General features: G+C 38.8%; 23 protein-coding genes. 4 read left to right on the top strand and 19 right to left on the bottom strand.

Annotation, left to right across the window (positions count from 1 at the left end; genetic code table 11):
• Nucleotides 1-43: 43 nt before the first annotated feature.
• The 12 genes from murC to DYD17_RS02120 form a co-directional block, all read right to left on the bottom strand.
• A complete protein-coding gene (gene murC / locus DYD17_RS02175) occupies nucleotides 44-1,375 on the bottom strand; it encodes a UDP-N-acetylmuramate--L-alanine ligase (protein WP_115252622.1) in 1,332 nt (443 codons plus the stop codon).
• A 43-nt stretch (nucleotides 1,376-1,418) separates the two neighbouring features.
• Entirely contained in the window at nucleotides 1,419-2,024 is a 606-nt protein-coding gene (locus tag DYD17_RS02170) for a hypothetical protein (RefSeq protein ID WP_003049751.1), read from the bottom strand.
• 241 nt (nucleotides 2,025-2,265) lie between these two features.
• On the bottom strand, nucleotides 2,266-5,358 hold the full coding sequence (locus DYD17_RS02165) for a DEAD/DEAH box helicase (protein WP_115252621.1): 3,093 nt from the start codon (nucleotides 5,356-5,358) through the stop codon (nucleotides 2,266-2,268).
• A 219-nt stretch (nucleotides 5,359-5,577) separates the two neighbouring features.
• Entirely contained in the window at nucleotides 5,578-6,888 is a 1,311-nt protein-coding gene (gene der, locus DYD17_RS02160; protein WP_115252620.1) for a ribosome biogenesis GTPase Der, read from the bottom strand.
• A 62-nt stretch (nucleotides 6,889-6,950) separates the two neighbouring features.
• Nucleotides 6,951-7,853, bottom strand: a complete 903-nt coding sequence (gene dnaI / locus DYD17_RS02155) for a primosomal protein DnaI (RefSeq protein WP_115252619.1) — start codon at nucleotides 7,851-7,853, stop codon at nucleotides 6,951-6,953.
• Nucleotides 7,854-9,032 (bottom strand): DnaD domain protein, encoded by a 1,179-nt coding sequence (locus tag DYD17_RS02150; RefSeq protein WP_115252618.1) that lies wholly within the window; start codon nucleotides 9,030-9,032, stop codon nucleotides 7,854-7,856.
• Entirely contained in the window at nucleotides 9,016-9,510 is a 495-nt protein-coding gene (gene nrdR / locus DYD17_RS02145; RefSeq protein ID WP_003049740.1) for a transcriptional regulator NrdR, read from the bottom strand. The genes DYD17_RS02150 and nrdR overlap by 17 nt, the downstream gene beginning before the upstream one ends.
• Before the next feature lie 206 nt (nucleotides 9,511-9,716).
• Nucleotides 9,717-11,216, bottom strand: a complete 1,500-nt coding sequence (locus DYD17_RS02140) for a HAMP domain-containing sensor histidine kinase (RefSeq protein WP_115252617.1) — start codon at nucleotides 11,214-11,216, stop codon at nucleotides 9,717-9,719.
• 5 nt (nucleotides 11,217-11,221) lie between these two features.
• Nucleotides 11,222-11,908: a two-component system response regulator CovR/CsrR gene (gene covR / locus DYD17_RS02135; RefSeq protein WP_003049736.1), complete on the bottom strand. Its 687-nt coding sequence runs from the start codon at nucleotides 11,906-11,908 to the stop codon at nucleotides 11,222-11,224.
• A gap of 270 nt (nucleotides 11,909-12,178) precedes the next feature.
• Nucleotides 12,179-12,712, bottom strand: coding sequence for a YceD family protein (locus DYD17_RS02130; protein ID WP_174221706.1), 534 nt, complete (start codon nucleotides 12,710-12,712; stop codon nucleotides 12,179-12,181).
• 266 nt (nucleotides 12,713-12,978) lie between these two features.
• The gene (gene htpX, locus DYD17_RS02125; protein ID WP_003049732.1) at nucleotides 12,979-13,872 is read right to left on the bottom strand and encodes a zinc metalloprotease HtpX; all 894 of its coding nucleotides are present in this window, start codon (nucleotides 13,870-13,872) and stop codon (nucleotides 12,979-12,981) included.
• Nucleotides 13,873-13,916: 44 nt separating this feature from the next.
• Complete coding sequence (locus DYD17_RS02120) at nucleotides 13,917-14,474, bottom strand: LemA family protein (RefSeq protein WP_003049731.1); 558 nt, start codon at nucleotides 14,472-14,474, stop codon at nucleotides 13,917-13,919.
• Between the two features lie 152 nt (nucleotides 14,475-14,626).
• On the opposite strand from DYD17_RS02120, the gene rsmG reads away from it, so the two are divergent.
• From rsmG to ktrA, 3 genes are all read left to right on the top strand, one after another.
• A complete protein-coding gene (rsmG, locus tag DYD17_RS02115) occupies nucleotides 14,627-15,340 on the top strand; it encodes a 16S rRNA (guanine(527)-N(7))-methyltransferase RsmG (protein ID WP_115246663.1) in 714 nt (237 codons plus the stop codon).
• Between the two features lie 83 nt (nucleotides 15,341-15,423).
• Nucleotides 15,424-16,800 (top strand): potassium uptake transporter channel subunit KtrB, encoded by a 1,377-nt coding sequence (gene ktrB / locus DYD17_RS02110; RefSeq protein ID WP_012766594.1) that lies wholly within the window; start codon nucleotides 15,424-15,426, stop codon nucleotides 16,798-16,800.
• A 9-nt stretch (nucleotides 16,801-16,809) separates the two neighbouring features.
• The gene (ktrA, locus tag DYD17_RS02105; RefSeq protein WP_002991064.1) at nucleotides 16,810-17,484 is read left to right on the top strand and encodes a potassium uptake transporter gating subunit KtrA; all 675 of its coding nucleotides are present in this window, start codon (nucleotides 16,810-16,812) and stop codon (nucleotides 17,482-17,484) included.
• A gap of 57 nt (nucleotides 17,485-17,541) precedes the next feature.
• Here the strand turns inward: ktrA and sstT are convergent, their stop codons facing one another.
• Nucleotides 17,542-18,756, bottom strand: coding sequence for a serine/threonine transporter SstT (gene sstT, locus DYD17_RS02100; protein WP_003049728.1), 1,215 nt, complete (start codon nucleotides 18,754-18,756; stop codon nucleotides 17,542-17,544).
• 238 nt (nucleotides 18,757-18,994) lie between these two features.
• Between sstT and brnQ the strand changes: the two genes are divergently transcribed.
• On the top strand, nucleotides 18,995-20,374 hold the full coding sequence (brnQ, locus tag DYD17_RS02095; RefSeq protein WP_115252616.1) for a branched-chain amino acid transport system II carrier protein: 1,380 nt from the start codon (nucleotides 18,995-18,997) through the stop codon (nucleotides 20,372-20,374).
• A gap of 50 nt (nucleotides 20,375-20,424) precedes the next feature.
• On the opposite strand, the gene DYD17_RS02090 is transcribed toward brnQ, so the two are convergent.
• From DYD17_RS02090 to DYD17_RS02065, 6 genes are all read right to left on the bottom strand, one after another.
• Nucleotides 20,425-21,117 (bottom strand): methionine ABC transporter permease, encoded by a 693-nt coding sequence (locus DYD17_RS02090; protein WP_115252615.1) that lies wholly within the window; start codon nucleotides 21,115-21,117, stop codon nucleotides 20,425-20,427.
• Complete coding sequence (locus DYD17_RS02085; RefSeq protein WP_003049724.1) at nucleotides 21,118-22,182, bottom strand: methionine ABC transporter ATP-binding protein; 1,065 nt, start codon at nucleotides 22,180-22,182, stop codon at nucleotides 21,118-21,120.
• Nucleotides 22,175-23,548 (bottom strand): M20/M25/M40 family metallo-hydrolase, encoded by a 1,374-nt coding sequence (locus tag DYD17_RS02080; protein ID WP_115252614.1) that lies wholly within the window; start codon nucleotides 23,546-23,548, stop codon nucleotides 22,175-22,177. Before DYD17_RS02080 ends, DYD17_RS02085 begins: the two co-directional genes overlap by 8 nt.
• Before the next feature lie 74 nt (nucleotides 23,549-23,622).
• A complete protein-coding gene (locus DYD17_RS02075) occupies nucleotides 23,623-24,468 on the bottom strand; it encodes a MetQ/NlpA family ABC transporter substrate-binding protein (protein ID WP_115246669.1) in 846 nt (281 codons plus the stop codon).
• A 176-nt stretch (nucleotides 24,469-24,644) separates the two neighbouring features.
• Complete coding sequence (locus DYD17_RS02070) at nucleotides 24,645-25,499, bottom strand: MetQ/NlpA family ABC transporter substrate-binding protein (protein ID WP_115252613.1); 855 nt, start codon at nucleotides 25,497-25,499, stop codon at nucleotides 24,645-24,647.
• A 154-nt stretch (nucleotides 25,500-25,653) separates the two neighbouring features.
• Nucleotides 25,654-26,496 (bottom strand): amino acid ABC transporter substrate-binding protein, encoded by an 843-nt coding sequence (locus DYD17_RS02065; protein ID WP_003049715.1) that lies wholly within the window; start codon nucleotides 26,494-26,496, stop codon nucleotides 25,654-25,656.
• Nucleotides 26,497-26,604 lie beyond the last annotated feature (108 nt).

Genomic DNA, 26,604 nt, shown 5'->3' with positions numbered 1-26,604 from the left:
AACCTCCTTTAGGACGATAAAACCTGCTTGGGGCAGGAATTGTTTATTGATTATTTTTGGTTAAATTTGCCAATAATTCTTCGAAAGACCGTTCGTACAACTGGATATCTCCAGCTCCCATAAAGACATAAACCGCATTGTCATGGTCAAGAAGAGGCGATACATTATCCACAGTAACGACCTTAGAAGGCTTAGTCAGCTTAGCAGCTAAATCTTCGACCTTAACCTCTCCTTTATCCACTTCACGAGCAGAGCCGTAAATCTGTGCCAGGTAGACACTATCCGCCTCGTTCAAGGCCAAGGCAAAGTCATCTAGGAGAGCAATAGTTCGCGTAAAGGTATGCGGCTGAAAAATGGCTACAATTTCTTTATTTGGGTATTTTTGTCTCGCAGCATCAATGGTCGCAACAATTTCTGTCGGATGGTGAGCAAAATCATCAATGATAATCGTCTCATTAATTAATTTTTCAGTAAAGCGACGTTTGACCCCTGAGAAAGTTTTCAGGTGTTCAGCCACAAGTTCCATATCGATACCAGCAACAAATAGATTGGCAATCACTGCCGTTGCATTCAAGATATTATGACGACCATAAGCCGGCACATGGAACCGACCAATAATTTGACCATCATGTTTCACTGTAAAATCGGAGCCATGGGTGGTGCGAATAACATCAGATGCCACAAAGTCATTCTCCTCTTCAAAACCGTAGTAATAAATCGGAGCGTTAGCTGTGATTTTCTTTAATTCTTGATCTTCACCGTAGACAAACAAGGCTTTCTTAACCTGTTTGGCATAATCGTTAAAGGCGCTTCGCACATCATCAATCCCTGTAAAATAGTCAGGATGATCAAAATCAATATTGGTAATAATGGAATATTCTGGGTGATAAGGCATGAAATGACGCTCATATTCATCTGATTCGAAAACGAAATATTGAGCATTGGCTGAACCACGGCCAGTGCCATCTCCAATCAAGTAGGAAGTATCCGTAATATTCTTTAAGACATGAGACAATAACCCTGTGGTTGACGTTTTCCCATGAGCACCTGCCACACCAAAACTAATAAACTGCTTCATAAAGTCTCCTAAAAACTCATGATAGCGTTTGAATGGAATCTCATGGTGAATAGCATAGGCAACTTCATTGTTATTATCCTCACGGAAGGCATTTCCCGCGATAAGTTCCATATCTTTGGTAATGTTATCTCCGCTAAAAGGAAGAATCGTGATTCCAGCTTGTTCTAAGCCTCGCTGGGTAAAATAATATTTTTCAACATCACTCCCTTGAACCTTATGTCCCATTTGATGCAACATAAGAGCTAGGGCACTCATCCCAGATCCCTTAATTCCGATAAAATGATAGATTTTTGACATCTTAACTCCTTTGTAATCCTACTTGTGCCGGATAAAAATACTCTTATTCAAGGTCTTCGAATCGGCTTAGGTTAAGCTCTTGCGCAATTGTTTTTTCACGTTGTTCTCTAGTTTCTTTGTTATTGTAAATTTGGCTACGCTTCAAAAAATCATAATTATTCTTCTTTGCTGAACCTTGATGTGATGGATTGTCAGGCTCTTTATACTCTCGAGGAAGCTCTGCTAAAATATAATCTTCTTGATGCAGTTTTTCGGTAAAGCGACTCATCTCAGTTTCAGGTCTCTGTTTAGGGAGAACTGTTTCAGCAGAACGTTTTGTCTTTGGCACTTGCTTAGGAACATAAGTCATCTCTTTGGCAAGATAAGCCTGTCTTTTTTCTTTAAGATCTTGTTTTGCCTTTTTACGTGCCTCTTTGGCATAGCTACGACCTTCGTTGATGGTTTGAAGACGCTGATGAGAAGAAGAGCTTTGATGAGACATGACTTGGTCTGCAAATTGGTAATTTTTTGTGACATCATCATAATCCTTGTCTTGATAATAGCCATGGATATTAGTGATGAGGTCTTCGTTCTCGTATAAAGCCATCTGCTTGGCTGTGTCAATAATCGGAACACCATCTGCAACCAGAGGAAATTGAGTATTTGTCATCCTTTTTCTGCTTCTCCCTTCATGTAGCATTCCTTATTATAGCGTAATTACTCTTATTTTTCAAAGTATTCCTATAGAATTCTGCTTGAATAAAACACTTGGATCGTACGTCAAGAGACGACCTCACGTGCTTTTCTCCCTTACTTGTTACTAGTTTCACTAGACAAAAGTAGTTCTTCTCATCAATTTTTACTATCGACATCGAAAAAGTCAGTTTCTTTATCGAAACTGACCAATATCTCTAGATTTCTAAACCTAGAATCTCTTTAATTTCTTCAATAGACATGCTTGCACGGCTTTCATTCCCATCCAAGACAGTTGTTACCAGATTGCGTTTGCTTTCTTGTAGTTCTAAAATCTTTTCTTCAATGGTTCCTCGAGTGATTAGGCGATAAACTTCTACGTTATCTTCTTGCCCAATCCGATGTGCGCGACTGATAGCTTGCATTTCAACGGCAGGATTCCACCATAGGTCAATTAACACCACTGTGTCTGCTCCTGTTAAATTGAGTCCAACCCCTCCTGCTTTAAGAGAAATCAAAAAGACATCTTTAGAACCGTTATTAAAGGCTCTTGTCATTTCTTGGCGCTCATTAGCAGGGGTTGATCCTGTCATTTGGTAGGCAGTGAGACCTAAAGCATCCATCTCCTGCTTAGCTAAGTCCAACATTCCCCTAAATTGAGAGAAAATCAAGGCGCGGTGTCCGTTTTCCTTGATTTGTAGTAACAAAGTTCGCAAGCTCTCTAACTTACCACTTTCCCCATCGTAGTCCATAAAGAGACTTGGAGTATCACAAATCTGCCTCAATCGCGTAATCCCTGACAAAATTTCAATTTTACGACGGTTAATATCTGCATCACTGGCAGTTCGAATCTGATCATGCATTTGCCTTAGCTGTGCTAAGTAGATTGCTTTTTGGCTATCCGTCATTTCATTTGGATAAGTCATTTCAATGAGGTTAGGCAATTCTGGTAAGACATCTTCTTTTTTACGACGCATAATAAAGGGCTTGATATATCGCGATACCTGCTTGGCCGTCATTTTTAAAAACTCTTTTTTGGCAGGAAGAAGACCTGGTAAAACAATTTGAAAAATGGACCAAATTTCCAGCAATTTATTTTCAATCGGTGTCCCTGATAAAGCAAAGCAATTTTTGGCATTAAAAGCACGCAAACATTGCGCAATTTTTGTCTGACCATTCTTAATCACTTGCGCTTCATCCAAAATCAAATAATCGTACTCGAAGGCTTGATAAGTCTCAAAGTCTTGTCTAAAAGAAGAATAGCTTGTAATCGTAATCTGGTGGCCTTCTTCAATAAGGTGATCTCTGACTTGCTTCAAGCCATAGGAAACCACAACGTCTAACTGAGGAGTGAATTTTTGGCATTCATCCAACCAATTATAAATAAGACTTGAAGGCGATAGAATCAATACTTTACTATCTGGTCTCAGCTGACTAGATATGAAAGCTATTGTTTGTAAGGTTTTTCCAAGTCCCATATCATCTGCTAAGATGCCGCCAAATCCATAATGGTCTAACATCGATAACCACTGAATCCCTTGTCTTTGGTAATCTCTTACCTGAGCTTGTACCGCCAGCGGTTTGATAGCAAACGTTTCCGGATGTTGCAAATGATGCACCAATTCTGCTAACTCTTTCGAAAGGTGTACTGAAGACATTCCTTCAAAAAGTTGTGACACTTGTAAAGCAGCAATGCCATCCAGTTGCATATGCCCGTTTTTGAGATGTTTTGCTCTTAATTCTTGTAAACTATGACTAACCTTTTGCGTCTCCTCGTCAAAAACAACGAGCTGCCCCGATTGGCTCACGAAATAAGAATTATTTTGAAAAAGGGCAGTCAGGGCATCATCGATATCATCTTCCACGATTGTCGAAAAATCAAAGGAAATATCCAATAATCCTCCCTTGCGCTCAATAGCAATCTGAGGCCTTTCCTTAGACCTTAGTCCTTCTAATGATGAACTTAACACTACTGTCCCTATACGTTCAACATATGGAACCATTTCCGTGAAAAAGGCATAAAGTTCTGCTTTACTAGATAACCGTTTTTTAGAATAAAACTGCGGGGAAAAGCCAAAGGTCTTCAAACAACGATTGATTTTCTCTTCTTTTTTGTAGTTACCAGCAAAGGGAAGCTGATCCAAAGTTGCCTTATCAGCCACCTGATAATACCCGTAGTCGAAGAGCAGTTGACAACTTATTTCATCCTGTCCAACTAAGTCAAACTGGAAAGTCACGTCAAAGTCACGAATGGTAAAACTCTTAGGAGCCTCTACACTTCCAATTTGCTTAAACTCTAATAAACTAGCTGCCAGTTTAGCCTGGTCATCTAAGTCAAAATGAATGTGTTTTGCCAAATCAGCATCAATTGGTAGACTACGAATAGCTTGAACCATTTTAGCTTGTTTTAAAGATAGGTGATAGAAAATATCTTGGTAAAGCAGATAAGTATTGTCGAAAAAATATTGCACATTTTTTTCGGTAATTTGCAACTCAATCGATTTTCGATGCACTTCTACCTTAAAGTGGTAAAGCCCTGCTTCTGCATCTAAAGGACGAACAAACAGATGATGATAGGTTTGAGACGGTCCCTCAAAACTGAAATCGTAAAGACCTGTTAGTAAGTGGATACCTTCCTCAAAAAAGCCACTAGGTAGGCGTAAATGCCTTCCATGGTTAGGAAAGACGTTATCTTGCTCCCCTTTATCTGTATCAGAAGACAACCGCCATAAAAGGTCGATTAATTCTTGACTCGGCTTATCAAATTGTAACCAAGACAGCTGTTCAAAATAGTTTTTACCAATCTGATAAAACCCTTCCTTTTTGACCAATTGCAAAAAGCCTTTGATGTCTCGAATCACATAAGAACGGTCATCTGGCAAACGGTTAATTTTCAAACTCCACCAGTAATCTGACGAAAAAGGACTACGACTTCCTAAGGCTGATAAGCGGTATTTAATGGTATCATCGTCGTTCATTGCTAGACTATCCAAAAAGAGACTTCCAAAAGAGGTCATTTTTTGCGTCTCTGCCTTATGTTCGGTTTGATCACTCAGTTGCTCTGAAAATCGTTTACCTTCCTCATCATTTTTTAAAAAGTACTCCACTGCTGCAATATGTTTACAATACTGTCTCGCCTCAAACACATCACATTGGCAAGTTACGTCCTCATCGTCAGCCCCATATTGAACGTGATAGGGTCCTACTTCAGCTTGTAGAAGTCCCTCATGATCGTCTAGTATTCTGACTAAACCTTGTTCATAGAGCTCTATACCTTCATTCCGTATCCGTCCTGGAATTAATCTAGCCATATCCATCCCACCTTTTTGCTTATCCTGTTATTATAACAAAAATCAAATGAGATTTCTTGGAAAAATCCTTTTTTGTTTTCTTTGTTTGATGCCAAAGACTCTCTCCCTACCTCCAAAAATCATCATAAAAAGACTGCCTCCTGTGACATACAGAAGACAATCCTTATCAGTGACCGATAATGTCTTTTTAAAATTACTATTTTAACAGAGGACCGTTCCTTATTTCCGTTTGCGTGCAATCAGATGAATCGGTGTTCCTTCAAAGGAAAAGGCTGCACGAATTTGATTTTCCAAGAAACGTAAGTAAGAGAAGTGCATCAATTCTTCCTCATTAACAAAAATCACAAATGTTGGCGGCTTGACCGCAACTTGTGTCGCATAGAAAATCTTCAAGCGTTTCCCTTTATCAGTTGGGGTTGGGTTAATAGCAATAGCGTCCATAATAACGTCATTAAGGACAGCAGATGGGATACGTTTAATCTGACTGTCACTAATACGCTTAATCAATTCAGGCAATTTGTTGAGGCGCTGCTTTGTTAAAGCTGACACAAAAATGATTGGAGCATAAGCCAAGAATTGGAATTGGTCACGAATATCCGCTTCCCATTGAGCAACCGTGTGGTTATCTTTGTCAATGGTATCCCATTTGTTAACGACAATGATCATTCCTTTACCAGCTTCGTGTGCAAAACCAGCAATTCGCTTATCGTATTCACGGATTCCCTCTTCAGCATTGATAACCATCAAGACCACATCAGAGCGATCAATGGCACGCATCGCCCGCATGACAGAATATTTCTCTGTATTTTCATAAATCTTGCCAGATTTACGCATTCCAGCTGTATCAATCATGGTGAATTCTTGACCGTCAGCATCAGTGAAATGCGTGTCAATGGCATCACGTGTTGTCCCTGCGACAGGGCTAGCAATAACGCGATCTTCACCTAAAATAGCGTTAATCAAGCTAGATTTCCCAACATTAGGACGACCGATTAAACTGAAGCGGATAATATCATCATTTTCTTCGACTTCTTCTACTGGTAAGTTTTCAACGATGGCATCCAAGATATCCCCTGTTCCAATCCCGTGAACAGAAGAAACTGGATAAGGATCACCCAAACCAAGTGAATAAAAATCATAAATATCATTGCGCATTTCAGGATTATCAACCTTATTAACTGCTAAAATGACTGGGGTATTGGTTCGATACAGAATTTTAGACACATATTCGTCAGCGTCGGTCACCCCTTCTTTACCAGAAACGACAAAGACAATAACGTCCGCTTCCTCCATAGCAATTTGAGCCTGGTTCTTGATTTGTTCCATAAACGGGGCATCAACGTCATCAATACCACCTGTATCAATCAATGAGAACTGGCGATTAAGCCATTCTCCAGTAGCATAAATACGATCTCGAGTAACGCCTTCGACATTTTCCACAATTGAAATACGCTCTCCAGCAATTCGGTTAAATAAGGTGGACTTGCCCACATTTGGACGGCCCACAATGGCAACGGTAGGTAAAACCATGATTCTCCTTTTCTTTCTCTCACTAATACACTTGTCTATTATTCTTGATTGTTATCCCAAACTTAACGGCGATTAACTCCTTCTAAATGAAACTCCCTAGCTAAATAGCGGACACGCTCCATCACCCGTTTAGCTTGCCAAGTCTCGTCGTTTCCTTTAATAGTCGCCCATTTACGCTCCAAATCTGCAAAGCTATAATTGGACGTAAAGAAAGTCGGTAAATCTTCTAACATGCGGTACTGCAAAATCACCTGCAACACCTCATCACGGACCCAAGAAGTGGCTTGCTCTGCACCAATATCATCTAAAATGAGCACCGACACATTCTTTACCGCATCAATTTCTTCTTTAACAGAGCCATTTGAAATGGCATTTTTTACATCAATAGCAAAGCTTGGAAAATGCAAAAGAGTGGTTGAGACACCTTTTTTCTCAGACAATTCATGAGCCATAGCAGCCAACAAGTAAGACTTGCCAATCCCCATGTCCCCATATAGGTACAATCCTTTTTGCTCTACTGATGGGTATTGTTCCACAAAATCCAAAATAGCCGAGAAGGCTTCCATACGACTGGCGTTATTAACGTCAATATCCGACAAATGAATATAGCGATAGGACTTTGGCAAACTGACCAGTTGAATCCGTTCTGAGATAGCGGCCTGTTTTTGAGCCTCTACCAATTCTTTAGTTTCCAAATAAGAGACATCAGCATAACCTTCATTCATGGCTAGAATAGGTTGGTATCCCTTAGCAATATAAGAATCATCCTTGAGCTGATATTTCTGACGTTCTACCAAAAATTGATTAAATTTAGACAAACTCAGATTAATTTGTTCTTGTGACAGACGGTGTCGGCTGATAAAATCAGCCACTTCAGGATCTGCCAAAATGGTCTGAATCAATTGGTCGCTATTAACACGACTGTTTTGACCCAATTTTGCCATGGTATCTCCAATCTTTTCCATCTAGTCACCACCCTTTCTAAGGTTTTCTAGTCGCTTCAAAGCTGCCTGCTTGAATTCATCTAGTTTAGCTTGTTCTTCTTGGCTTGTCGTTTCCTGATAATTAGGATTGCTCCACTTAGGAACATTTGTTTGTTGATTTGTTTTTGTTTTTTCCTGCCGACTGCCTTGACGATCTGTAAATGCTCGTAAGACTAACATAGCCTCTTCAGCTGTTGATACCTGCTGATACGAAAAATCATTGGCAATCTTCATCAGATAGCTTTTCTGTAAATTAGCTGACTTGGTCTTATTAAAGGTATAGAGGACCATGACATTAATCACATCATCAAGAAAAGACATTTTAGCCAAAGTCTGCAACAAGTTTTTTTCATCTTTAGTAACCGTTGCTCGTCTCGCTTTTTTAATCTTCTCCAAGAAAATAAGCGAACTGTCTTGCTTGGCCTCCCGTAGAATAACCTGCTCTGCTTGAGAAAAAGTGTCATTACTTGGCTCTTTAGCAGCCTGTTGTTTCTTGGCTAGCAAACGCTTAGGTTGAATTTTCCCATTAACAGCCGTCGCCTTAGCCAGTTGGTAGGTATCAAACCAATTCATTTCGTATTGTTCTGAAATGCTATAAAGGCTAATCACATCTTTTTGATTATCTTCAAATTGGAGCCCATCCCTAGTCATCAATTGTTGGAAACTATCTAGATCAAACGTTTTTCGAGCACTTTGAGAGGTTTTAGGAGATAGGCCATCGGTGCCAAAAACATCCGAAAACCGTTTAGAAATATTTCTAGCCTGGGTAGGAATAGCTAGTTGTAATTCAGACACTGCTGATTCTCCAATTTTTTGTTCGAGTAAGCGAGAGTAGACAGGTTCTTTTAAAAATGCTTCATGCCCTAAGGGCTGCTGTAATTTGACCAAATAGGCGTCCGGAAGCTGATATAAAACCACCAAGTCCATTGCCGTCAGCATACCCATGGCATCTTCGAAACGCTTCATACCAAACTGTAAATGGTTTAAAACATCGCTAAATTTGTGGGCTCTAGCCCCATCATCAAAAAAATGAAGAAAATATTGGTAAACCGCAGCCGCGTCACTTCCAATAATAGGGAAATACAACTGAATTAGGCTTGTCGCATCACAGGAAACTTTGTTGCGTTTAAGATAGGTAAAGGTATCAATGGGTTTCATCATTTAAACTACTTTTCTTTTTTCCTCGCACACGAGTGGTAATTTGTTGCAACAATTCTTCAATTTCATCAACATCTTTAAAACTCTTATAGACACTGGCAAAACGAACGTAGGTGATTTCATCAAGTTCTGCCAATTCATCCATCACTAAATTACCGATAATAGTACTTGACACTTCATTTTCATAAGTTGTACGAACAGTTCGCTCGATACGCGAGATTAAGTTCTCAATATCCGTACTTGAGACTGGGCGTTTCTGGGCGCTTTGAACAACGCCATTCAAAATCTTATCTCGTGAAAATTGCTCTCTTGTGCCATCCTTTTTTATGACTAATAAAGGGAGTTCTTCCACACGTTCAAATGTTGTAAAACGAGTATGGCATTTTTCACATTCTCGTCGACGGCGGATGGTATTGCCATCTTCAGCTTGCCTACTATCAACAACACTTGATTTATTATAATTACATTTTGGACAACGCACGCAAACACCCCAATTCTATCAAATTAATCTAGTACTCTATTCTATCATATTTTCAAGGATAACAAAAGGATATGTCAGGGAATCTGGCTAAGGGAAATTGTTTCAAATGAGGTGGCAAAATCCAGAAAAAAGAACAGCCCTTGAACCATACCATCTTGCGGTAACGTCCACTGCCATTCTTTCTTTCATTATAATTGATCATCAATTCACTGGCTATCTTTCGAAACCGCTAGTGGAATGTGTAAAATAAAGACGGATCCCTGATTCAATTTACTTTCAACTTCCATCTGTAAATGGTAACCATCCACAATCTGTTTAAGGATAGACAAGCCTATCCCTAAACCAGCCTGAGTACTGGTTCGATTACGAGATTTATCCGTCCGATAAAAGCGTTCAAAAATGTGTTTAATATCTTCTTTAGAAATCCCTTCTCCCTTATCTTGGACTCTAACAATAGCTTCTTGCTTATCGTTCACCTTAAGATCAATCGAGATTTTCTTATCTTGACGAGAATATTTAACCGCATTGTCAATCAGAATCATCAAGGCCTGTTCAAAATGATTTTTATAAATACGCGCCACAGTTTCTTTATTTTCTGAGTGCCATGTAAATTCAAAATCTTCCCTCAACACACGGAAGTTTCCAATGACTGTCTCAATAGAATTTTCTAAAACCGTGGTGTCATTTTGATGCCCTTCAAAGGACCCCTGCACCCGAATCATATCCAGCATATCGTTAATCATAATTGCCATCCGATCCGCCTCGTGCGCAGTAGCCGTCAAACTTTCTTCGAGAATATCACTGTCATCTTTGCCCCAGCGTTGCAAGAGACCAATGTGCCCCTTAATAATAGCAACCGGCGTCCGTAACTCATGACTAACATCACTAATAAAGCGAGATTGCAGCTTGGTATGCGTTTCGACCTTATCCAGCATGTTATCAAAAATAACCGATAGTTCTTCAATTTCATCCCCTGACGAAATGTCAGAACGTAAGTTTAAATTGTTAGGATTTTCGGAAATATTGCGCATCACTTCATGCAAATTATGCAAAGGTTTCAAAAAACGTTGAGTGGCAATTAAAATAATCAAATAAGCCAGACTAGTGCCAAATAGTTCCACCACAAGCAACCAAAAGAGTAAGCGGGCCCTAATCACGTAGTAATTTCCCAAATCATGAAAAACTTGAACATACCCTACAAATTTTCCTGTTCGATTGGAATAAACCTTTTGTGTCATGGAAAAGCCACGGTACTGATCTTCAATGTGATTATGAAAAACTTTACCGATAGGACCTCTCAAACCAGGAGAAGCTTCCTCATTGTCTGTGGTAAAAATCATCTGCTTGTCCACATTATAGACGTAAATGTCCTGATTGGCATCAAGAGTATTGGTAATATCCCGCTCACTTCGAATCACGCGACTCCCATTTCGGTCATCAATTCTAAGGTGTGTCTTATCATTTTTATACAAAACTTCTGCTAAGTTCTCTAATGTAAAATTAGAGTCCACCTCAGAAAGACGAACTCTAACAATATTTACGGCTTGAAAAACCGATTGCCTTTCCTTTTTCAACAAGAAATAATTAGTTGAACTGTAGGCAATCAGTGTAAAAATAGAGAAAATGCAGAAAAAGAGAACAAAAAAGATATTCGATAAACGTTTTGGTAACGATTTTTTATATTTCTTCTGTTTCTGCTTTACCATCTTACTTATTTCTCACGAATAACATAGCCCATACCGCGAACGGTTTGGATATAAGACTCCTTACCTGGAATATCGATTTTGCCGCGAAGGTACCGAATATAAACATCCACTACATTTGTTTCAACAGCTTCATCGTATTTCCAAACATTTGACAATAACTCTTCACGTGTCATGACACGATTCATATTAGTCATCAAAATGCTAAGCAAATCATATTCACGTTTCGTCAAAGAGATTTCATCATCTCCTCTGTTAACTGAACGGTTTTGTGGGTTCAAGACCAAATCACGGTAAATCCCTTGACTAGGGGTTTTCTTCTCAGATTCGATATCTTGGCGACGGAAAATGGCACGGATACGAGCCAATAACTCTTCAATTGCAAATGGCTTCACAATGTAATCATCCGCTCCACGGTCTAACCCCGCAACCACATCCATAATCGAATCACGCGCAGTCATCATCATAATGTAAGTTGTTTTTTCAGTTTGTAAGCGACGAGTCACTTCAAAACCATCCATTTCAGGAAGCATTAGGTCAAGGAGGATTAAGTCAAAATCCTTTTCTAAGGCAGTTTCTAAACCTTCGCGACCATTTACTTCAACAGTTACTTCGTAACCTTCATGTTGCAATTCGAGTGAAACGAACCGTGCAAGGTTCTTTTCATCTTCAATAATTAAAATTTTCTTTGTCATTTACACCAACCCTTACCCTCTCAAACTTTCTTTCTCTCCCAGAAAGAAGGTCACGAGGTCAATCTAATTTTTTTCATATTTGAGAGCCAAGTCTCCAATGGTTACTTATTATCACTTAATGAGTACGAAAGTTTCTGATAATATCACCTTCTTCACTCCTGTGCGGCCGATAAAAGGCCTTTATAAACGAGCAACTACATTCTCTAAAGAGTATATCAAAGAATAATTCTTTTTTCAAATAAAAATTACAGACATCTTTAATATTCAGCTTTATTTATCAAACAACCCTTGGAGGCTTGCAAAAGGATTATTTTCTTTTTGTTTTTCCTCTTTTAGAGATTGATATTGATCTTCAGTCAGCACGGTCCAATCCTGACCTGTTGGTAACTCTTGAGATTGTTTTTCTTCCTCAGTCAATACCTGTAAAGGAATCGCGAGCAAGATATTGTCCACAACACTTTCGTCAAGGTCGATGTTGTCTTCCTCTAAAACCAAAACTAACTGATCATCAACCATATCTTGTTTACCTGCTACATCTGTGGCTTCAATAAATAATTCCTGAACGTCTTGAACTTCTTTTAAACTGACAGGAGTCATCGATCGACTTGAAGGCAAGGTTACCTCATAGCTTAGCTGATAATGTAACAAGTACAAACCAGCATCATAGTGCACATCTCCCACAACTCTAACGTCTTTAATATCCAGAATTTGTGGGTCGCGTTCCAATAATTTTTCTTTAACATCGCACACTTGGTCAAAACGAAGACCGTCTGGATGTTTTCTGATTTCAGAAAGAATTAACATCATCTTCTCCTAATAAAATTCTAATCTATTTTTACTATTATATCAGGTATTTGTCAATAGTTATATGACAATTTTCTTACATTTTTTAACCTTAACATCTGATAATCCTCAGATTAAGGGATTCTCCTCTCCTTCTAAAGCTTTTCCTCAATTATTTGGATCAAAGACAGGTTAAGGAAGTTCCGTTTTCTTAGGACATCTATCTTTTTTCTGAATATTAAAAAGTAAAAATAAAAGAAAATAAGGCTTGAGCTAACCTCAAGCCCTCACATGTGTTGTAATCGCTCAATCCTCTCTTCAATGGGAGGATGAGTACTAAATAATGAACTGAAACTACCTTTTTTGCGGGGCTCGTTAATATACAAGGCCGCGCTAGCATCATCAACAGGGTATTTTACCGGCTGAGATTGTTTCAATTTTTCAAGAGCCCTTATCATCCCTTGGGGATTTCTAGTCAGTTCAACTGAACTCGCATCTGCCAAATATTCTCTTTGACGAGAAATCGCTAACTGAACCAAACTCGCTACTAACGGTGCTAAAACGAGAGACAACAACGACAGGAGCAACAAAATGATACCTAAGCCTTCATCGTTATTATTACTACGTTTACGAGAACCACCCCCATACCAAAGTGCCCGTCCCCCAATACTTGAAATGAGCGTTACCGCACTGGCTAATGCAACAGCAATCGTTGAAATACGAATATCATAATTACGGATATGACTAACTTCGTGTCCAATAACCCCTTCAAGTTCTTCACGGTTCATCACTTGAAGTAAGCCTGTGGTTGCTGCTACGGCTGCATTTTTAGGACTAGACCCTGTGGCAAAAGCATTTAAAGAAGGGTCTTCAATAATAAAGACTCTTGGCATAGGAATCTGTGCTACCATGGCCATGTCTTCTACGATATGATAAAAATCTGGAGCTTCTGACTCGCTAATTTCTCTAGCAGAATTCATGCTCATCACAAGAGTTGTAGACTGAAAAATCATGCTAACCGCATAAATCACACCTATAATAAGGGCCAGAGTCACGCCTATCACATAATTGTCCACTAGGAGATAACCTGCGGAAGCTCCAATAAGAGCTAGCAGAAGGAAGAAGACAACTAACAACAAAACGGTACGTTGTTTATTTTGTGAAATCTGTTGGTAAAGCATGCTACTCCCTTCTCTTACGATGATTTGTCGTTTCTTGCTGAAGATTAAAAGGTAAAGTCTACTTTAGGCACCTCTTTTTCAGCTTCAGGTGTTTGCAAGAATTCACTTGGTTTAAAGCCGAATAGTTTACCTGCGATGTTGCTTGGGAAAGATTCTAATTTCAAGTTATAATTAGAAGTTGTTGAATTGTATAGTTGACGAGAATATGAGATTTTATTTTCCGTATTAGTCAACTCTTCTTGCAATTTCAAAAAGTTTTCATTGGCTTTTAAGTCTGGGTAATTCTCAGCGACCGCAAATAAATGGGTCACCTGTTTACTCAATTCATTAGAAGCTGCCATGGTTTCTTGAGGGGTTAAGGCATTAGCAACACGCGCACGCAAATCAGTGATTTTTTCAAATGTTTTTTGCTCGTAATTAGCATAACCTTTAACAGTCTCAATAAGATTTGGAATCAAGTCATTACGACGTTTCAACTGCACATCAATTTGACTCCAAGCTTCTTTGGTATGCATTCGAGATTTGACTAGGCTATTGTAACTTATCACCAACCATAGAGCAAGCAACCCTAAAACGACTAAGATAATCAAAACTGTTGGCATAGTATGTCTCCTTTAATCTTTGTGTCTCAATTATAGCAATTTTCAAGTTAATAGCAAGTATTGAGGACCTATTTCTAATGATTTTTATGAGATTTTTTTATTCCTGTATTTTATGGTAAAATAATAGCAATAATCAAAAACAGAGGATACAAATGACACCCCAAGAATTTTACCACACCTTAGAGGAAGATGGTTTTCCTTTAACCATGAAACAAAAAGAGCAATTTGATACTTATTTCAAATTGCTAGTGGAGTGGAATAACAAGATTAATTTAACCGCCATAACGGAAGAAAACGACGTTTATCTCAAGCATTTCTATGACTCTATCGCTCCTATCTTACAGGGCTTTTTAGCCAATGAACCGATTCGTTTATTAGATATTGGAGCAGGAGCTGGCTTTCCTAGCCTACCTATGAAGATTCTCTTTCCAAATCTCGAAGTTACTATCATCGACTCTCTCAACAAACGCATTGCTTTTCTAACGCATTTGGCGGAAGCCTTAGCATTAGACAAGGTGCATTTTTTCCATGGTAGAGCAGAAGATTTTGGTCAGGATAAGGACTTCCGTGCACAATTTGATGTCGTCACCGCTAGAGCAGTCGCTCGGATGCAAGTTTTAGCTGAATTAACGATTCCTTTTCTAAAAATTGGCGGAAGGCTGATTGCTTTAAAAGCACAAGCCGCTGACCAAGAATTAGAAGATGCCAAAACAGCCCTCTCCCTTCTCTTTGGTAAGGTAACGACTAACCATCATTATCAATTACCAAACGGGGATGCTCGCTATATCACCGTTGTTGAGAAAAAAAAGGAAACCCCTAATAAATATCCCCGCAAAGCAGGATTCCCCAACAAGAAACCTTTATAAAGACTAGTTAAAAGCTAAGAGCAAACTTAGCTTTTTTAGCTTATTTTTGTTATCATAGTATGAGATATTATTATGGAGGAAACATGAAACGCTCATTTATCAAATCTTTATCGGTCACACAGCGTTTAACCTTTAGTTTTGCGATTGTGATTTTGATTGGGACTCTCTTGTTATCCATGCCTTTTACCCATTATCAAAACGGACCTGAAACTGTCTATCTTGACCATTTCTTTAATGTGGTTTCAATGGTATGTGTGACAGGGCTCTCCGTTGTTCCCGTTGCTGAGGTCTATAATGGCATCGGACAAACCATTACCATGATGCTCATGCAAATTGGCGGACTTGGTTTGGTCACTCTGATTGCCATGAGTACCTTTGCCTTGAAACGTAAAATGCGGCTGAGCGATCAAACTTTGCTCCAATCAGCCTTGAATCGTGGGGATAGTAAGGATTTAAAGCACTATCTTTTCTTTGCTTATAAAGTGACCTTTGGGCTTGAAGCAATCGCTGCGCTTGTCATTATGACGGACTTCATTCCTCGTTTTGGATGGAAAAATGGCATTTTTAACAGTATCTTTTTAGCCATCTCTGCCTTTTGTAATGCCGGCTTTGATAACTTGGGAAATTCTAGTCTCAAAGACTTTGTTTTGAATCCCACACTCAATCTTATTGTTACCTTCTTAATTATTTCAGGAGGCTTAGGGTTTGCTGTTTGGGTAGATCTTGGACTCGCTGTCAAAAAATTCTTTTTCGAGCGGCCCCACTGCTATGGTGCAACCTTTCGTAAGTTATCCAATCAATCTAGATTAGTTATTCAAACAACTACTGTCATTCTGGTTCTTGGAACTTTCTTATCTTGGTTTTTAGAAAAAGACAACAGTAAAACCATTGCCAATTACAATCTGTTTCAACAATTCATGGTCTCTTTCTTCCAAACAGTTACCATGAGGACTGCTGGTTTTGCAACAATTTCCTATAACGATACTCTGGCACCCACCAATATTCTTTATATGATTCAAATGGTTATCGGCGGTGCTCCTGGAGGAACTGCTGGTGGTATCAAAGTAACAACAGCTGCCATCACCTTTTTACTCTTCAAAGCAGAACTATCTGGACAATCAGAAGTTACCTTCCGAAATCGCATTATTGCTAATAAAACTATTAAGCAGACCATGACGGTACTCATTTTCTTCTTTGCTGTCTTGATGACAGGCTATATCCTTTTGCTTAGTGTGGAGCCAAATATTGCTCCGATTCCCCTTTTATTCGAATCCATTTCAGCCATCGCTACTGTTGGTGTGTCCATGGATTTAACACCACAACTATCAACAGCAGGACGTCTGATTATTATTGTCCTTATGTTTGTTGGCCGTGTTGGTCCAATCACTGTCCTCATCAGTTTAATTCAACGAAAAGAAAAAACCATTCAATATGCCACTACCGATATTCTAGTGGGTTAAGGAGAAAACATGTTAAAACGTAAAACTGTCGGTGTTCTTGGTCTTGGTATCTTTGGCCGTACTGTTGCTAGAGAATTAAGTAATTTCGATCAAGATGTTATTGCCATTGATATTCGAGAAAGCCATGTCAAAGAAGTTGCTGATTTAGTGACTAAGGCTGCTGTGGGAGACATTACTGACAAAGAATTTTTACTAGCTGTCGGGATTGAACATTGTGACACCGTAGTTATCGCTTCAGGAAATAACTTGGAATCCTCAGTTCTTGCTGTCATGCACTGTAAAAAATTGGGTGTTCCAACCATTATTGCAAAAGCTAAAAATAAAATTTTTGAAGAAGTTCTATATGGTATCGGAGCAACTAAAGTCATCACTCCTGAGCGTGATTCCGGAAAACGTGTTGCTTCAAACCTTCTCAGACGACATATTGAAAGCATCATCTACTTGGAACATGGTATTTCGATGATTGAATTTGTCATTCCTAAAAGTTGGGAAGGGCAATCTCTTTCCGAACTAGATGTTCGTCGTAAATATGAGTTAAATGTGATTGGCATGCGTCAAAAAGAAGTTAAAACCTTGGATACCAATGTCAAACCTTTCGAACCTTTAGAACCCAATACTATCATTGTGGCCATCGCTAATGACCACACGTTTGAAAAATTTGATTATCTTGGCTATCTTAAATAACAAAAACGATTCTTGGAGAACTCCAAGAATCGTTTTTAGATATTTTTGTTACCTTCATTAGGCTTGCTTACGTTTCCAAAAGGCATTTTCAGAGATAGCTGTGAAAAGGACGTCGGTTGATGAATTGAGAGCTGTTTCGCATGAGTCTTGAATCACCCCAACAATAAAGCCAACACCAACAACCTGCATCGCAAGATCATTTGAGATACCAAATAAACTACATGCTACTGGGATAAGGAGTAATGATCCTCCTGCGACACCTGAAGCACCACAGGCAGATACTGCTGCAACAACACTCAATAAGAGAGCCGTTAGAAAATCAATTTGAATACCGAATGTGTGAACCGCTGCAAGTGTCAAAACATTAATCGTAATGGCTGCACCACCCATATTGATGGTTGCCCCAAGAGGGATTGACACCGAATAAGTATCTTTACTTAGACCAAGATCTTCACAAAGTTGCATGTTAACTGGAATATTAGCGGCTGAACTTCTTGTAAAGAAAGCAGTTATACCTGATTCACGTAAGCATCTTAACACCAAAGGATAAGGATTTTGTCTCATCACCACAAACCCAATGAGAGGGTTAATGACTAGAGCAACAAACGCCATAGTCCCCACTAAAACAAGAATTAACAAGGCATAGTCAGATAAAATCCCAATGCCATTCTCTGAAATAGTCGCAAAAACTAGACTCATGATTCCGATTGGCGCCAAATTAATAATCCAAACCACAATTTGTGAGGTTACATCGGCTGCTGTTTTGATAAGATGCTTTGTTTCTTTGCTTGCTACTTTTAAGGCTAGTCCAAAGACTAAAGCCCATGATAAAACACCAATATAATTAGCTGTCGCCAAGGCATTGATAGGATTATCAACCAGTTTTAGTAAGAGTGTTTGAAAGACTTCGGCCACCCCTTGAGGTGCTGAAAATTCAGTATTGACTGGCGTATTTAAAATCAAGGTCAGCGGGAATAAATAGGTCGTCAAAACAGCTACAAAAGCTGCTGCAAAAGTCCCAAATAAATAGAGAACAATGATTAGGGTCATATTGGTCTCTTTCCCTTTTTTCTGATGAGAAATAGCTTGAGAAACCAAAGCAAAAACAACGAGAGGAGCAATAGATTTTAAACCACCTACAAATAATTTTCCTAGAATGCTTAATCCCGTAAAATCAGGAACAAGAAGTCCTAAAATAACACCAATGACCACACCAATACCAATTTTTTTGATTAGGCTGACCCTAATCCATAGTTCACATACTTTTTTCATTCGTCACATCCTTACTAAAGTTATAAAGTTACATGTTTTTCATAATACTATAATTCTAGCTATTCGTCAAATCGAGTGAGTAGGAGAGAAAAAAAGAGTGTAGTACGCTTTTTCTGCACTGATCCTCTATTGACGAGAAGACTAATCTTCGATATAATAGCTTCTGTTGTCATTTTAATGTATATCGTTAAAATTGTTAGAATCTTCAAATTAGTATTAATAGAAAGACTATTCATAAATGAAACAAAAAAATGTATATAATGTATATATTGTTATCGGATTTATGTTATTTGCCCTCTTTTTCGGAGCTGCCAACCTCATTTATCCAGCATTTCTAGGTATCTACTCAGGTCATAACATTTTATGGTCCATTATTGGTTTTTGTTTAACCGGTGTTTCCTTACCCCTCTTAGGAGTGATTGCTGTTGCTAAGTCTGGTTCAGATGATGTGGAAAGCTTAGCACGTCCTATTTCCAAATGGTACGCTATCTTTTACTCCTCTGTTCTATACCTCTCTATCGGGCCTTTCTTTGCTATCCCAAGAACAGGTGCTACTTCTTTTTCAGTGGGGATTGCACCGATTTTTGGAGATAACTTTACCAATAAAGCTATCTATGCTGTTCTTTTCTTTGGGCTATCTTATTTTCTGGCCATTAGACCTAGTAAATTGGCTGAAAACATCGGTAAATTCTTGACACCAACCTTGTTAGTTGTGATTGCTATCTTGGTAATTGCTTCTTATGTTCACCCAGCAGGGGGTTATGGTAATGCCTTCAACGCAGGGATTGGTGTTAACAATGCCTTTAAAGATCTTCCTTTTATTGCAGGACTGATTCAAGGGTATGGCACCATGGATGCCTTGGCATCACTTGTTTTTGCCATTCTCGTCATTGAAGCGACCAAACAATTTGGAGCTAAAACTGACAAAGACGTTACCAAAGTTACCTTTATCTCTGGAACCATTGCTATTTTCTTATTAGCTTTTGTCTATATCTTTGTTGGCCGTATTGGAGCAACCTCACAATCCCTGTTTCCTTTTATTGATGGCAGTTTTACCCTTAATGGTAGTCCTGTCAATGGTGGTCAGATTTTAAGTCATGCCTCTCGTTTCTATCTAGGCAGTATCGGTCAAGCCTTTCTTGCTATTGTCATTTTTTTGGCTTGCCTAACCACCTCCACAGGATTAATCACCTCAAGTGCTGAATATTTCCATAAATTAATTCCTGCTCTATCTCATATTGTCTGGTCAACTATTTTTACTCTGGTTTCTGCCTTCTTCTACTTTGGTGGTTTATCTGTTATCATCAACTGGTCGGCTCCTGTTTTATTTCTTTTATACCCATTAACAGTCGGTTTAATTTTCCTTGTCTTGGCACAAAAATACTTTAACAATGATCCTATCGTTTATCGAACAACTATTGGACTCACTATTATTCCTGCTATTTTTGATGCCTTATCCACACTTTCTCAAATGACTGGTCTCTTCAACTTGCCAGAGCCAATAACAACTTTCTTCCAAGAAACAGTTCCACTTGGACAATTTTCAATGGGTTGGATTATCTTTGCCATTATTGGATTCCTACTCGGACTCATTCTAAGTAAAACGAAAAAAAGCTAATGATGTCTAAACAACAACACCCTAAGTAAAAACTTAGGGTGTTGTTTCGTTTATTTGTGACTAAACCGTCTGGTCAAGCTATCACCAATAAATTGGATAGCAAAAATAATTAAAAGAATAATAATAGTCGCCACCCAAGTTACATCATTATTAAAACGATTGTAACCGTAAGAAATGGCCACATTTCCTAGACCTCCAGCTCCGATAGCTCCCGCCATCGCTGTTTCACCAACCAAGGAAATCAAGGTTACAGTTGACACACGGATCAAGTCAGGGAGACCCTCGCTCAAATATACTTTGACAATATCCCAGAAGGTAGCTCCCGAAGCCTGTGCTGCTTCAATAACTCCTTTATCAAGTTCTGAAAAAACAAGCTGTACTTGACGAGCAAAGAAAGGAAAAGTCGCAAAGGTCAATGGTACCAAGGCAGCAGTTGCTCCCAAAATAGTTCCCATAATCAGGTAAGTAAAGCTAGCTAAAATAGCAATTAAAATGATAAAAGGAATTGCACGGAAAATAGAAGTGATTTTATCAATAATCCAGCAAGCTAACTTGTTTTCAATCACACCACCTGGCCCCATTAGTACAAGTAATAAGCCCACAAACAGACCAATGGCCCCACCAACAATAAAAGGCACGATGGTCATGTATAAAGTGTTCCAAATAGCCAGTCCCCAACCCGCGTCACCTGACCAGCCAAGCTCATAAACATTTGGTAAATAGGTTTGAATTAACTGTGTCATCTAGGTTCCTCTCTTCAAAATGCTAACATCAATACCAGCTTCATGCAAAGCTTTTTCAGCCGCAGCAATATTCGCTGAATTACCTTCCAGTACAACAATCATTTCACCAACTGGGACATAATCTAAAATTTCAATGTTCCCATACAAAATATTAGCTGTCACTTCAAATTGACGATAAATACTATTCAGCAAAGGCTCATCAGTAGACGTTCCTGCATATTTCAACTGAACTAGAAGGGCATCTGCAGGCAAGTGTTTGACAATGTCTTGTTGGTTAATTTTTTCTAAAGCCTCATCAATCCCCGTTGCAGTGGTAATAAATTCCTGTGTCAATGCCTCTTTTGGATTTGAAAAGATATCAAGAACAGAACCTTCTTCAATCAAAACACCATTCTGCATAACAGCAACACGATTACAAATATCCTTGACAATTTGCATTTCATGGGTAATCATGACAATGGTGAGGCCAAATTTGCGGTTTAATTCCTGCAAGAGAGCCAAGATTTGTTTGGTAGTCTTTGGATCTAGTGCTGATGTGGCCTCATCTGAAATTAAAATTTTAGGATCATTGGCTAAGGCACGCGCAATAGCCACCCTTTGTTTTTGCCCACCCGATAACTGGGCAGGGTAGTTATCTGCTCTCTCTGATAAACCTACAAGTTCTAGTAGTTCGATAACTTTCTGTTCTTTCTCAGTCTTACTTAACGACGAATGGCGGAGAGCGAAGGCAACATTTTCTTTGGCTGTTTTTTGAGCCATTAAATTGAAATGTTGAAAAATCATGCCAATATCACGACGTTTTTGGCGAAGGACCTCAGCTGACAATTGAATTTTCCCTTGGTCAAAGGTTACGTCTCCATCTACGGTGATTTTCCCATTTGTTGGTGCTTGTAGCAGGTTAATCACACGCACAAGAGTTGATTTCCCAGCACCTGAATACCCAACAATGCCATAAATATCTCCCTGATTAATATGAACCGTGACATCTTTAACGGCCTCAATAACCCGTTTTTTTTGATGAAAGGTAATATCAATATGATCTAATTGAATAATCGCTTCATTCATAAGATTTTAATAACTCCTCTATTAGTACGATATGGCGACAGTAATCCGCGATAGCAATATTTTCATCGCCTGCATGATCCCGACTATTAGCATGACCCAATCCAAATGCTACAATTGGAACCCCAAGTGCTTCAAAGACAGTGTGCATAGGCCCTGTTCCAGCTGAAGTTGGTAAAAGGGATAACCCTTTGGGGTAAAGGGGCTTCGCCACATTTATCACTTGTTGAATAGCTGGTGCAGACAAATCACTACGATAACTTTTTTCTCCCAACGTATAGGTCACATTGATCTTATCAAAACCTTTGTCCAACAAATGAGCTTGAATCTGCTCAAACACGATTTTGGGATCAAGTCCAGGCACTAAGCGAACCTCCATCTTAGCGGAAGCCTGTGCAGGAATAATGGTTTTGACGCCCTGTCCCTGATAACCCGACTGTATTCCTTGAATACCTATGGACGGTTGGTAATAATAGGTTTTCAAAAAATCACACCGTTCTGATTGTAACATAGGAAGCTCTAGTCCGTAAAGCTTTTTTAAATCATCCAACTGTTCGATAGCATAGGTCTCAATCAAATCTAGTTCTCGCTTAGTTGGTTCCTGCACCTGCTCATAAATGGCTGGCACCAAAAGACGGCCTTTCCTATCTCGTAAAGAAGCGATGGCTTCTAGCAAATACCAGGTTGCTGAATCAATTACCCCACCGTATTTAGAATGGATATCAAGCTTAGCACTCTCAACAGTCATATCAAAGGTTAAAATTCCTTTATTGCCGCCAGTTAATTCCAATTGGTCTTGTTCATTGCAAATACCTTGTTCCCAAATCAAGAGGTCTGCTTCCTGCAAGTTCCTTGCATACTTTTTCAGATATTTTTCTAAGTCTACTGAGGCAGATTCTTCTGCGCCTTCCATCATAAACACAATGGTAACAGGCAGAATCTGTGCTTGAGAAAGGTATTTCACAAGAGCTGTTAACCTAGCAATGATATGCCCCTTATCATCATCTACGCCTCTTGCATACAAATGACCTTCTCGTTCTGTTAAGGTAAAGGGATCACTAGACCATTTTTGGTCAGAATCAGCAGGTACCGTATCATAGTGCTGGTAAAAAATGACTGTCTTAGCATCTGGTCGAGGGCTCTTAAAGGTGGCTAATACAAAAGGAGCCGCATAGGACTGATCCACAATAACTTGAGCTCCTGCAGCACTAAAAATCTCTTTTAAAAACTGAGCAGTTTCTTCAAGCCCTAGTTGTTGTGCAAAAATAGAGCGGTGAGCAATTAACTGACGCAACACGACTAGATAATCTTTAGTTATAGGGTGCTCCCAACAATTTTTTAACTGTTCCTCTATTGTGGACATCTCCATACTTTTCCTCCTTAATGCAAGAAAGGGCGTGCTAGACACGCCTCTATCCTCCTGTTATAACAATTGTTAAAGCTTTACCATACGGGCACATCAACACCATTTGAAGTCTTATCAACTACCTTCTTCACGTCATCAGTTTGGTAGGCCTTGATGAGTTTTTTAATAGCATCAGCCTTCTCTGATTTTTCCCAATCTTTTTGACCTGCAATAATGTTAATCCACTGTTTTGAATTGTCATCTGCTTTTTCTTTGAAAAGAGAGGTTTTGTAGTCAATTTTTGCAGGAACAGCGTAACTATTATTGACAATAGCCGCATCAGACGATACCAAGGCGCGTGCAGTTTGGCTAGCATCTAATTCCTTGATATCTAATTTCTTTTTGTTTTCTGAAATATTAGCAATGGTTGCTAATTGATCACCAGAAACATTCAATTTAATGAGACCAGCTGATTGCAGAACATAGAGGGCACGGCTTTCATTGGTCGCATCATTTGGTACTGCAATTTGAGCACCATTTGGCAGATCAGCCACTGACTTGTATTTAGCTTTCCCATCTTGACTAGTTCCAGAGAAAAGGTTAATTGGACTGATGTAGGTATCAGCAATAGCCACCAAATGTTCCTTATTTTCCTTGTTCCAGTTGTTCAAGAAATTATAGTGTTGGAAGGCATTAATATCAACCTCACCATTGGCAACAGCTTTGTTAGGTTGGGAATAATCTGTGAATTCTTTGTACTTCAAGGTAATCTTGTCTTTTTTCAACAGTTCTTCAACTTTGTCCCATCTGGCTTGGTCTGATGATGTTTTTGTCATGACCCCAATCGTTAAGGTATTTTTATCATCTTGTTGTCCTGAACACGCCACCAATACTGTTGATGCAAGAGCAATCCCAACTAATCCAATAACTTTTTTTAATGTCATTCATCTATCCTCAATTCATTTAATAACTGTGTCTATTCTATCTTATTCAGATATAGTTTTCAAATTGGAAATAGTTAGGATTATATATAGTTTAAAACTATATATTGATATTTTAAAAAGCCCAAGATTTTAAAAAAGCTTAGACTTTTTAGAGGTTGAGAATCGCTTCTTTAGTCTTAATTGTCCCAAACCGGCAAATCAACTCCGTTGGATGTCTTAATAATAATCTTTTTGACCTCATCGGTTTGGTATGCCTTGACGAGGGCTTTAATGGCTTTAGCTTTAGGTGACTTTTCCCAACCTTTCTTTCCTGTTAAGATATTAAACCACTGCTTGGCATTTTCGTCCGCCTTTTCTTTATATAGCGATGACCTATAGTCTAATTTAGCCGGGACGGCATAGTTATTGTTGACGATAGCTGCATCGACAGATTTGAGCGCACGCGCTGTTTGACTGGTATCCAACTCTTTAATAGTGATGTCTTTTTTATTCTCCAAAATATTAGCTTGACTGGCTAACTTATCACTGGAAACATTTAAGGTAATCAACCCCGCACCTTGTAACACAAAGAGGGCACGGCTAGCATTTGTGGCATCATTTTGAATAGCAATTTGAGCTCCTTTGGGCAAATCATCTACTGACTGATATTTGACGTTGCCAGCCTGATCTGTTCCAGAAAAGAGGTTAAGAGGACTAATATAAGTTTCAGCAATAGTCACCAGGTTGCCCTTATTTTCTTTGTTCCAGTTATCTTGGTAATTATAAGTTTGGAAGGCATTGATATCTACTTCGCCAGAGGCGACAGCCTTATTGGGTTGCGAATAATCCGTGAATTCTTTATAGACTAGTTTGATCCCATCTTTCTTCAAGGTCTCCTCAATTTTGTCCCAACGCGCCTCATCTGAAGCTGTTTTTGTCATTAAACCAACAGTGACGGTTGTAGCGTCTTCTTTTTTACCAGAACAAGCTGTCAAGACTAACCCAGCACAGGCAGTCACTCCTAAAATGGTTACAAATCGTTTTATTGTCATTTCTTAATTCCTTTCTGCTTTCTATGTGTTTTAGTTTAGCTTAAGTTGTTATAGTTTTCAAATTGACATTTTTTAGGAAAATATATAGTTAAAAACTATATATCGATTGACAAAAAAACCAGTCTCCTAGATGGACAACTGGTTAATAGATGGTTTAGTTAGCTTTAGGAAGTTTTAATTCTTTATCTGATGGCACATAATCACCGCCAAGGTGCTCTTTGGCAAGCTTGCTAAGAGTTCCGTCAGCAGTCAATTCTTTAATACGCTTGTTAACAAAGCTTTGCAATTTCTCTTGATCTTGACTGAAGATAAAATAAATAAATGGTTGCTCTATTGAGGTAAGTTCAATTGTTTTGAGATTATCTAACCCTTGATTATTAATAATGGTATTAACGGTTGGGGCGTCAAAAATCTTGAAGTCTGCCTTGCCTTCACTTAAATTGGTTAATATCTGGGTAATGTTCTCATTGGTGAATTTTAGAGTAACCGGTTTGTCACTGTGTTCCTTATTAAAGGCTTCTAGCTGGGCAACACTGGTTGTTCCTTGAACGACTTGAGTAGAATGCCCCTCAATATCATCATAAGATTTGATATCACTATCTTTTGGAACAACTAAAACAGACGGTGTTGAGCCGATTGGATAGGAAAAGAGGTATTTAGCTGAACGCTCTTTGGTAAAGGAAATATTGTTACCACCCATTTGGTATTTTCCTGAGTCCAAACCTGTAAAGATAGAAGACCATTCTGTTTTCTTAAAGGACACCTTGTAATCATCCGATCCTTTAAAGACTGCTTTAGCCACCTCAATATCGTAACCAGTTAGTTGACCATCTTTTTCATAAGAAAAGGGAGCTGTTGTTCCAACCGTTGCAAATAGGACTTCTTTAGAACTCCCCTGATTTCCTGACTCAGCTGTTTTTGATGACCCACAAGCTGCTAGCACAAGGGTTGATGCTAGGGCAATTGTTGCCATTCCTAAATATTGTTTTTTAATCATCCTATCTCTCCTTTTTGTTCTTGTATCTAGTTTACCATTTTTAATTAGAGTTAACTAATAATTAATTCCTATCAAGCTGATACACTTTTGCTATTACCTTTTTTATGA

This window comes from Streptococcus dysgalactiae subsp. dysgalactiae, from assembly GCF_900459225.1.
Classification (GTDB): Bacteria; Bacillota; Bacilli; order Lactobacillales; family Streptococcaceae; genus Streptococcus; species Streptococcus dysgalactiae.
This window is presented reverse-complemented; position numbering and strand designations above follow the sequence as displayed.

What these genes read in the sequence shown, in the direction of transcription:
- ktrA (WP_002991064.1), top strand. Translation starts at nt 16,810, where the DNA reads ATGTTAAAACGTAAAACTGTCGGTGTTCTTGGTCTTGGTATCTTTGGC.
- der (WP_115252620.1), bottom strand. Translation starts at nt 6,888, where the DNA reads ATGGTTTTACCTACCGTTGCCATTGTGGGCCGTCCAAATGTGGGCAAG.
- murC (WP_115252622.1), bottom strand. Translation starts at nt 1,375, where the DNA reads ATGTCAAAAATCTATCATTTTATCGGAATTAAGGGATCTGGGATGAGT.
- ktrB (WP_012766594.1), top strand. Translation starts at nt 15,424, where the DNA reads ATGAAACGCTCATTTATCAAATCTTTATCGGTCACACAGCGTTTAACC.
- DYD17_RS02090 (WP_115252615.1), bottom strand. Translation starts at nt 21,117, where the DNA reads ATGACACAGTTAATTCAAACCTATTTACCAAATGTTTATGAGCTTGGC.
- DYD17_RS02085 (WP_003049724.1), bottom strand. Translation starts at nt 22,182, where the DNA reads ATGAATGAAGCGATTATTCAATTAGATCATATTGATATTACCTTTCAT.
- DYD17_RS02080 (WP_115252614.1), bottom strand. Translation starts at nt 23,548, where the DNA reads ATGGAGATGTCCACAATAGAGGAACAGTTAAAAAATTGTTGGGAGCAC.
- brnQ (WP_115252616.1), top strand. Translation starts at nt 18,995, where the DNA reads ATGAAACAAAAAAATGTATATAATGTATATATTGTTATCGGATTTATG.
- DYD17_RS02150 (WP_115252618.1), bottom strand. Translation starts at nt 9,032, where the DNA reads ATGATGAAACCCATTGATACCTTTACCTATCTTAAACGCAACAAAGTT.
- DYD17_RS02070 (WP_115252613.1), bottom strand. Translation starts at nt 25,499, where the DNA reads ATGACAATAAAACGATTTGTAACCATTTTAGGAGTGACTGCCTGTGCT.
- htpX (WP_003049732.1), bottom strand. Translation starts at nt 13,872, where the DNA reads ATGCTTTACCAACAGATTTCACAAAATAAACAACGTACCGTTTTGTTG.
- DYD17_RS02120 (WP_003049731.1), bottom strand. Translation starts at nt 14,474, where the DNA reads ATGCCAACAGTTTTGATTATCTTAGTCGTTTTAGGGTTGCTTGCTCTA.
- DYD17_RS02170 (WP_003049751.1), bottom strand. Translation starts at nt 2,024, where the DNA reads ATGACAAATACTCAATTTCCTCTGGTTGCAGATGGTGTTCCGATTATT.
- DYD17_RS02165 (WP_115252621.1), bottom strand. Translation starts at nt 5,358, where the DNA reads ATGGCTAGATTAATTCCAGGACGGATACGGAATGAAGGTATAGAGCTC.
- dnaI (WP_115252619.1), bottom strand. Translation starts at nt 7,853, where the DNA reads ATGGAAAAGATTGGAGATACCATGGCAAAATTGGGTCAAAACAGTCGT.
- covR (WP_003049736.1), bottom strand. Translation starts at nt 11,908, where the DNA reads ATGACAAAGAAAATTTTAATTATTGAAGATGAAAAGAACCTTGCACGG.
- DYD17_RS02130 (WP_174221706.1), bottom strand. Translation starts at nt 12,712, where the DNA reads ATGTTAATTCTTTCTGAAATCAGAAAACATCCAGACGGTCTTCGTTTT.
- DYD17_RS02065 (WP_003049715.1), bottom strand. Translation starts at nt 26,496, where the DNA reads ATGATTAAAAAACAATATTTAGGAATGGCAACAATTGCCCTAGCATCA.
- DYD17_RS02140 (WP_115252617.1), bottom strand. Translation starts at nt 11,216, where the DNA reads ATGGTAAAGCAGAAACAGAAGAAATATAAAAAATCGTTACCAAAACGT.
- sstT (WP_003049728.1), bottom strand. Translation starts at nt 18,756, where the DNA reads ATGAAAAAAGTATGTGAACTATGGATTAGGGTCAGCCTAATCAAAAAA.
- DYD17_RS02075 (WP_115246669.1), bottom strand. Translation starts at nt 24,468, where the DNA reads ATGACATTAAAAAAAGTTATTGGATTAGTTGGGATTGCTCTTGCATCA.
- rsmG (WP_115246663.1), top strand. Translation starts at nt 14,627, where the DNA reads ATGACACCCCAAGAATTTTACCACACCTTAGAGGAAGATGGTTTTCCT.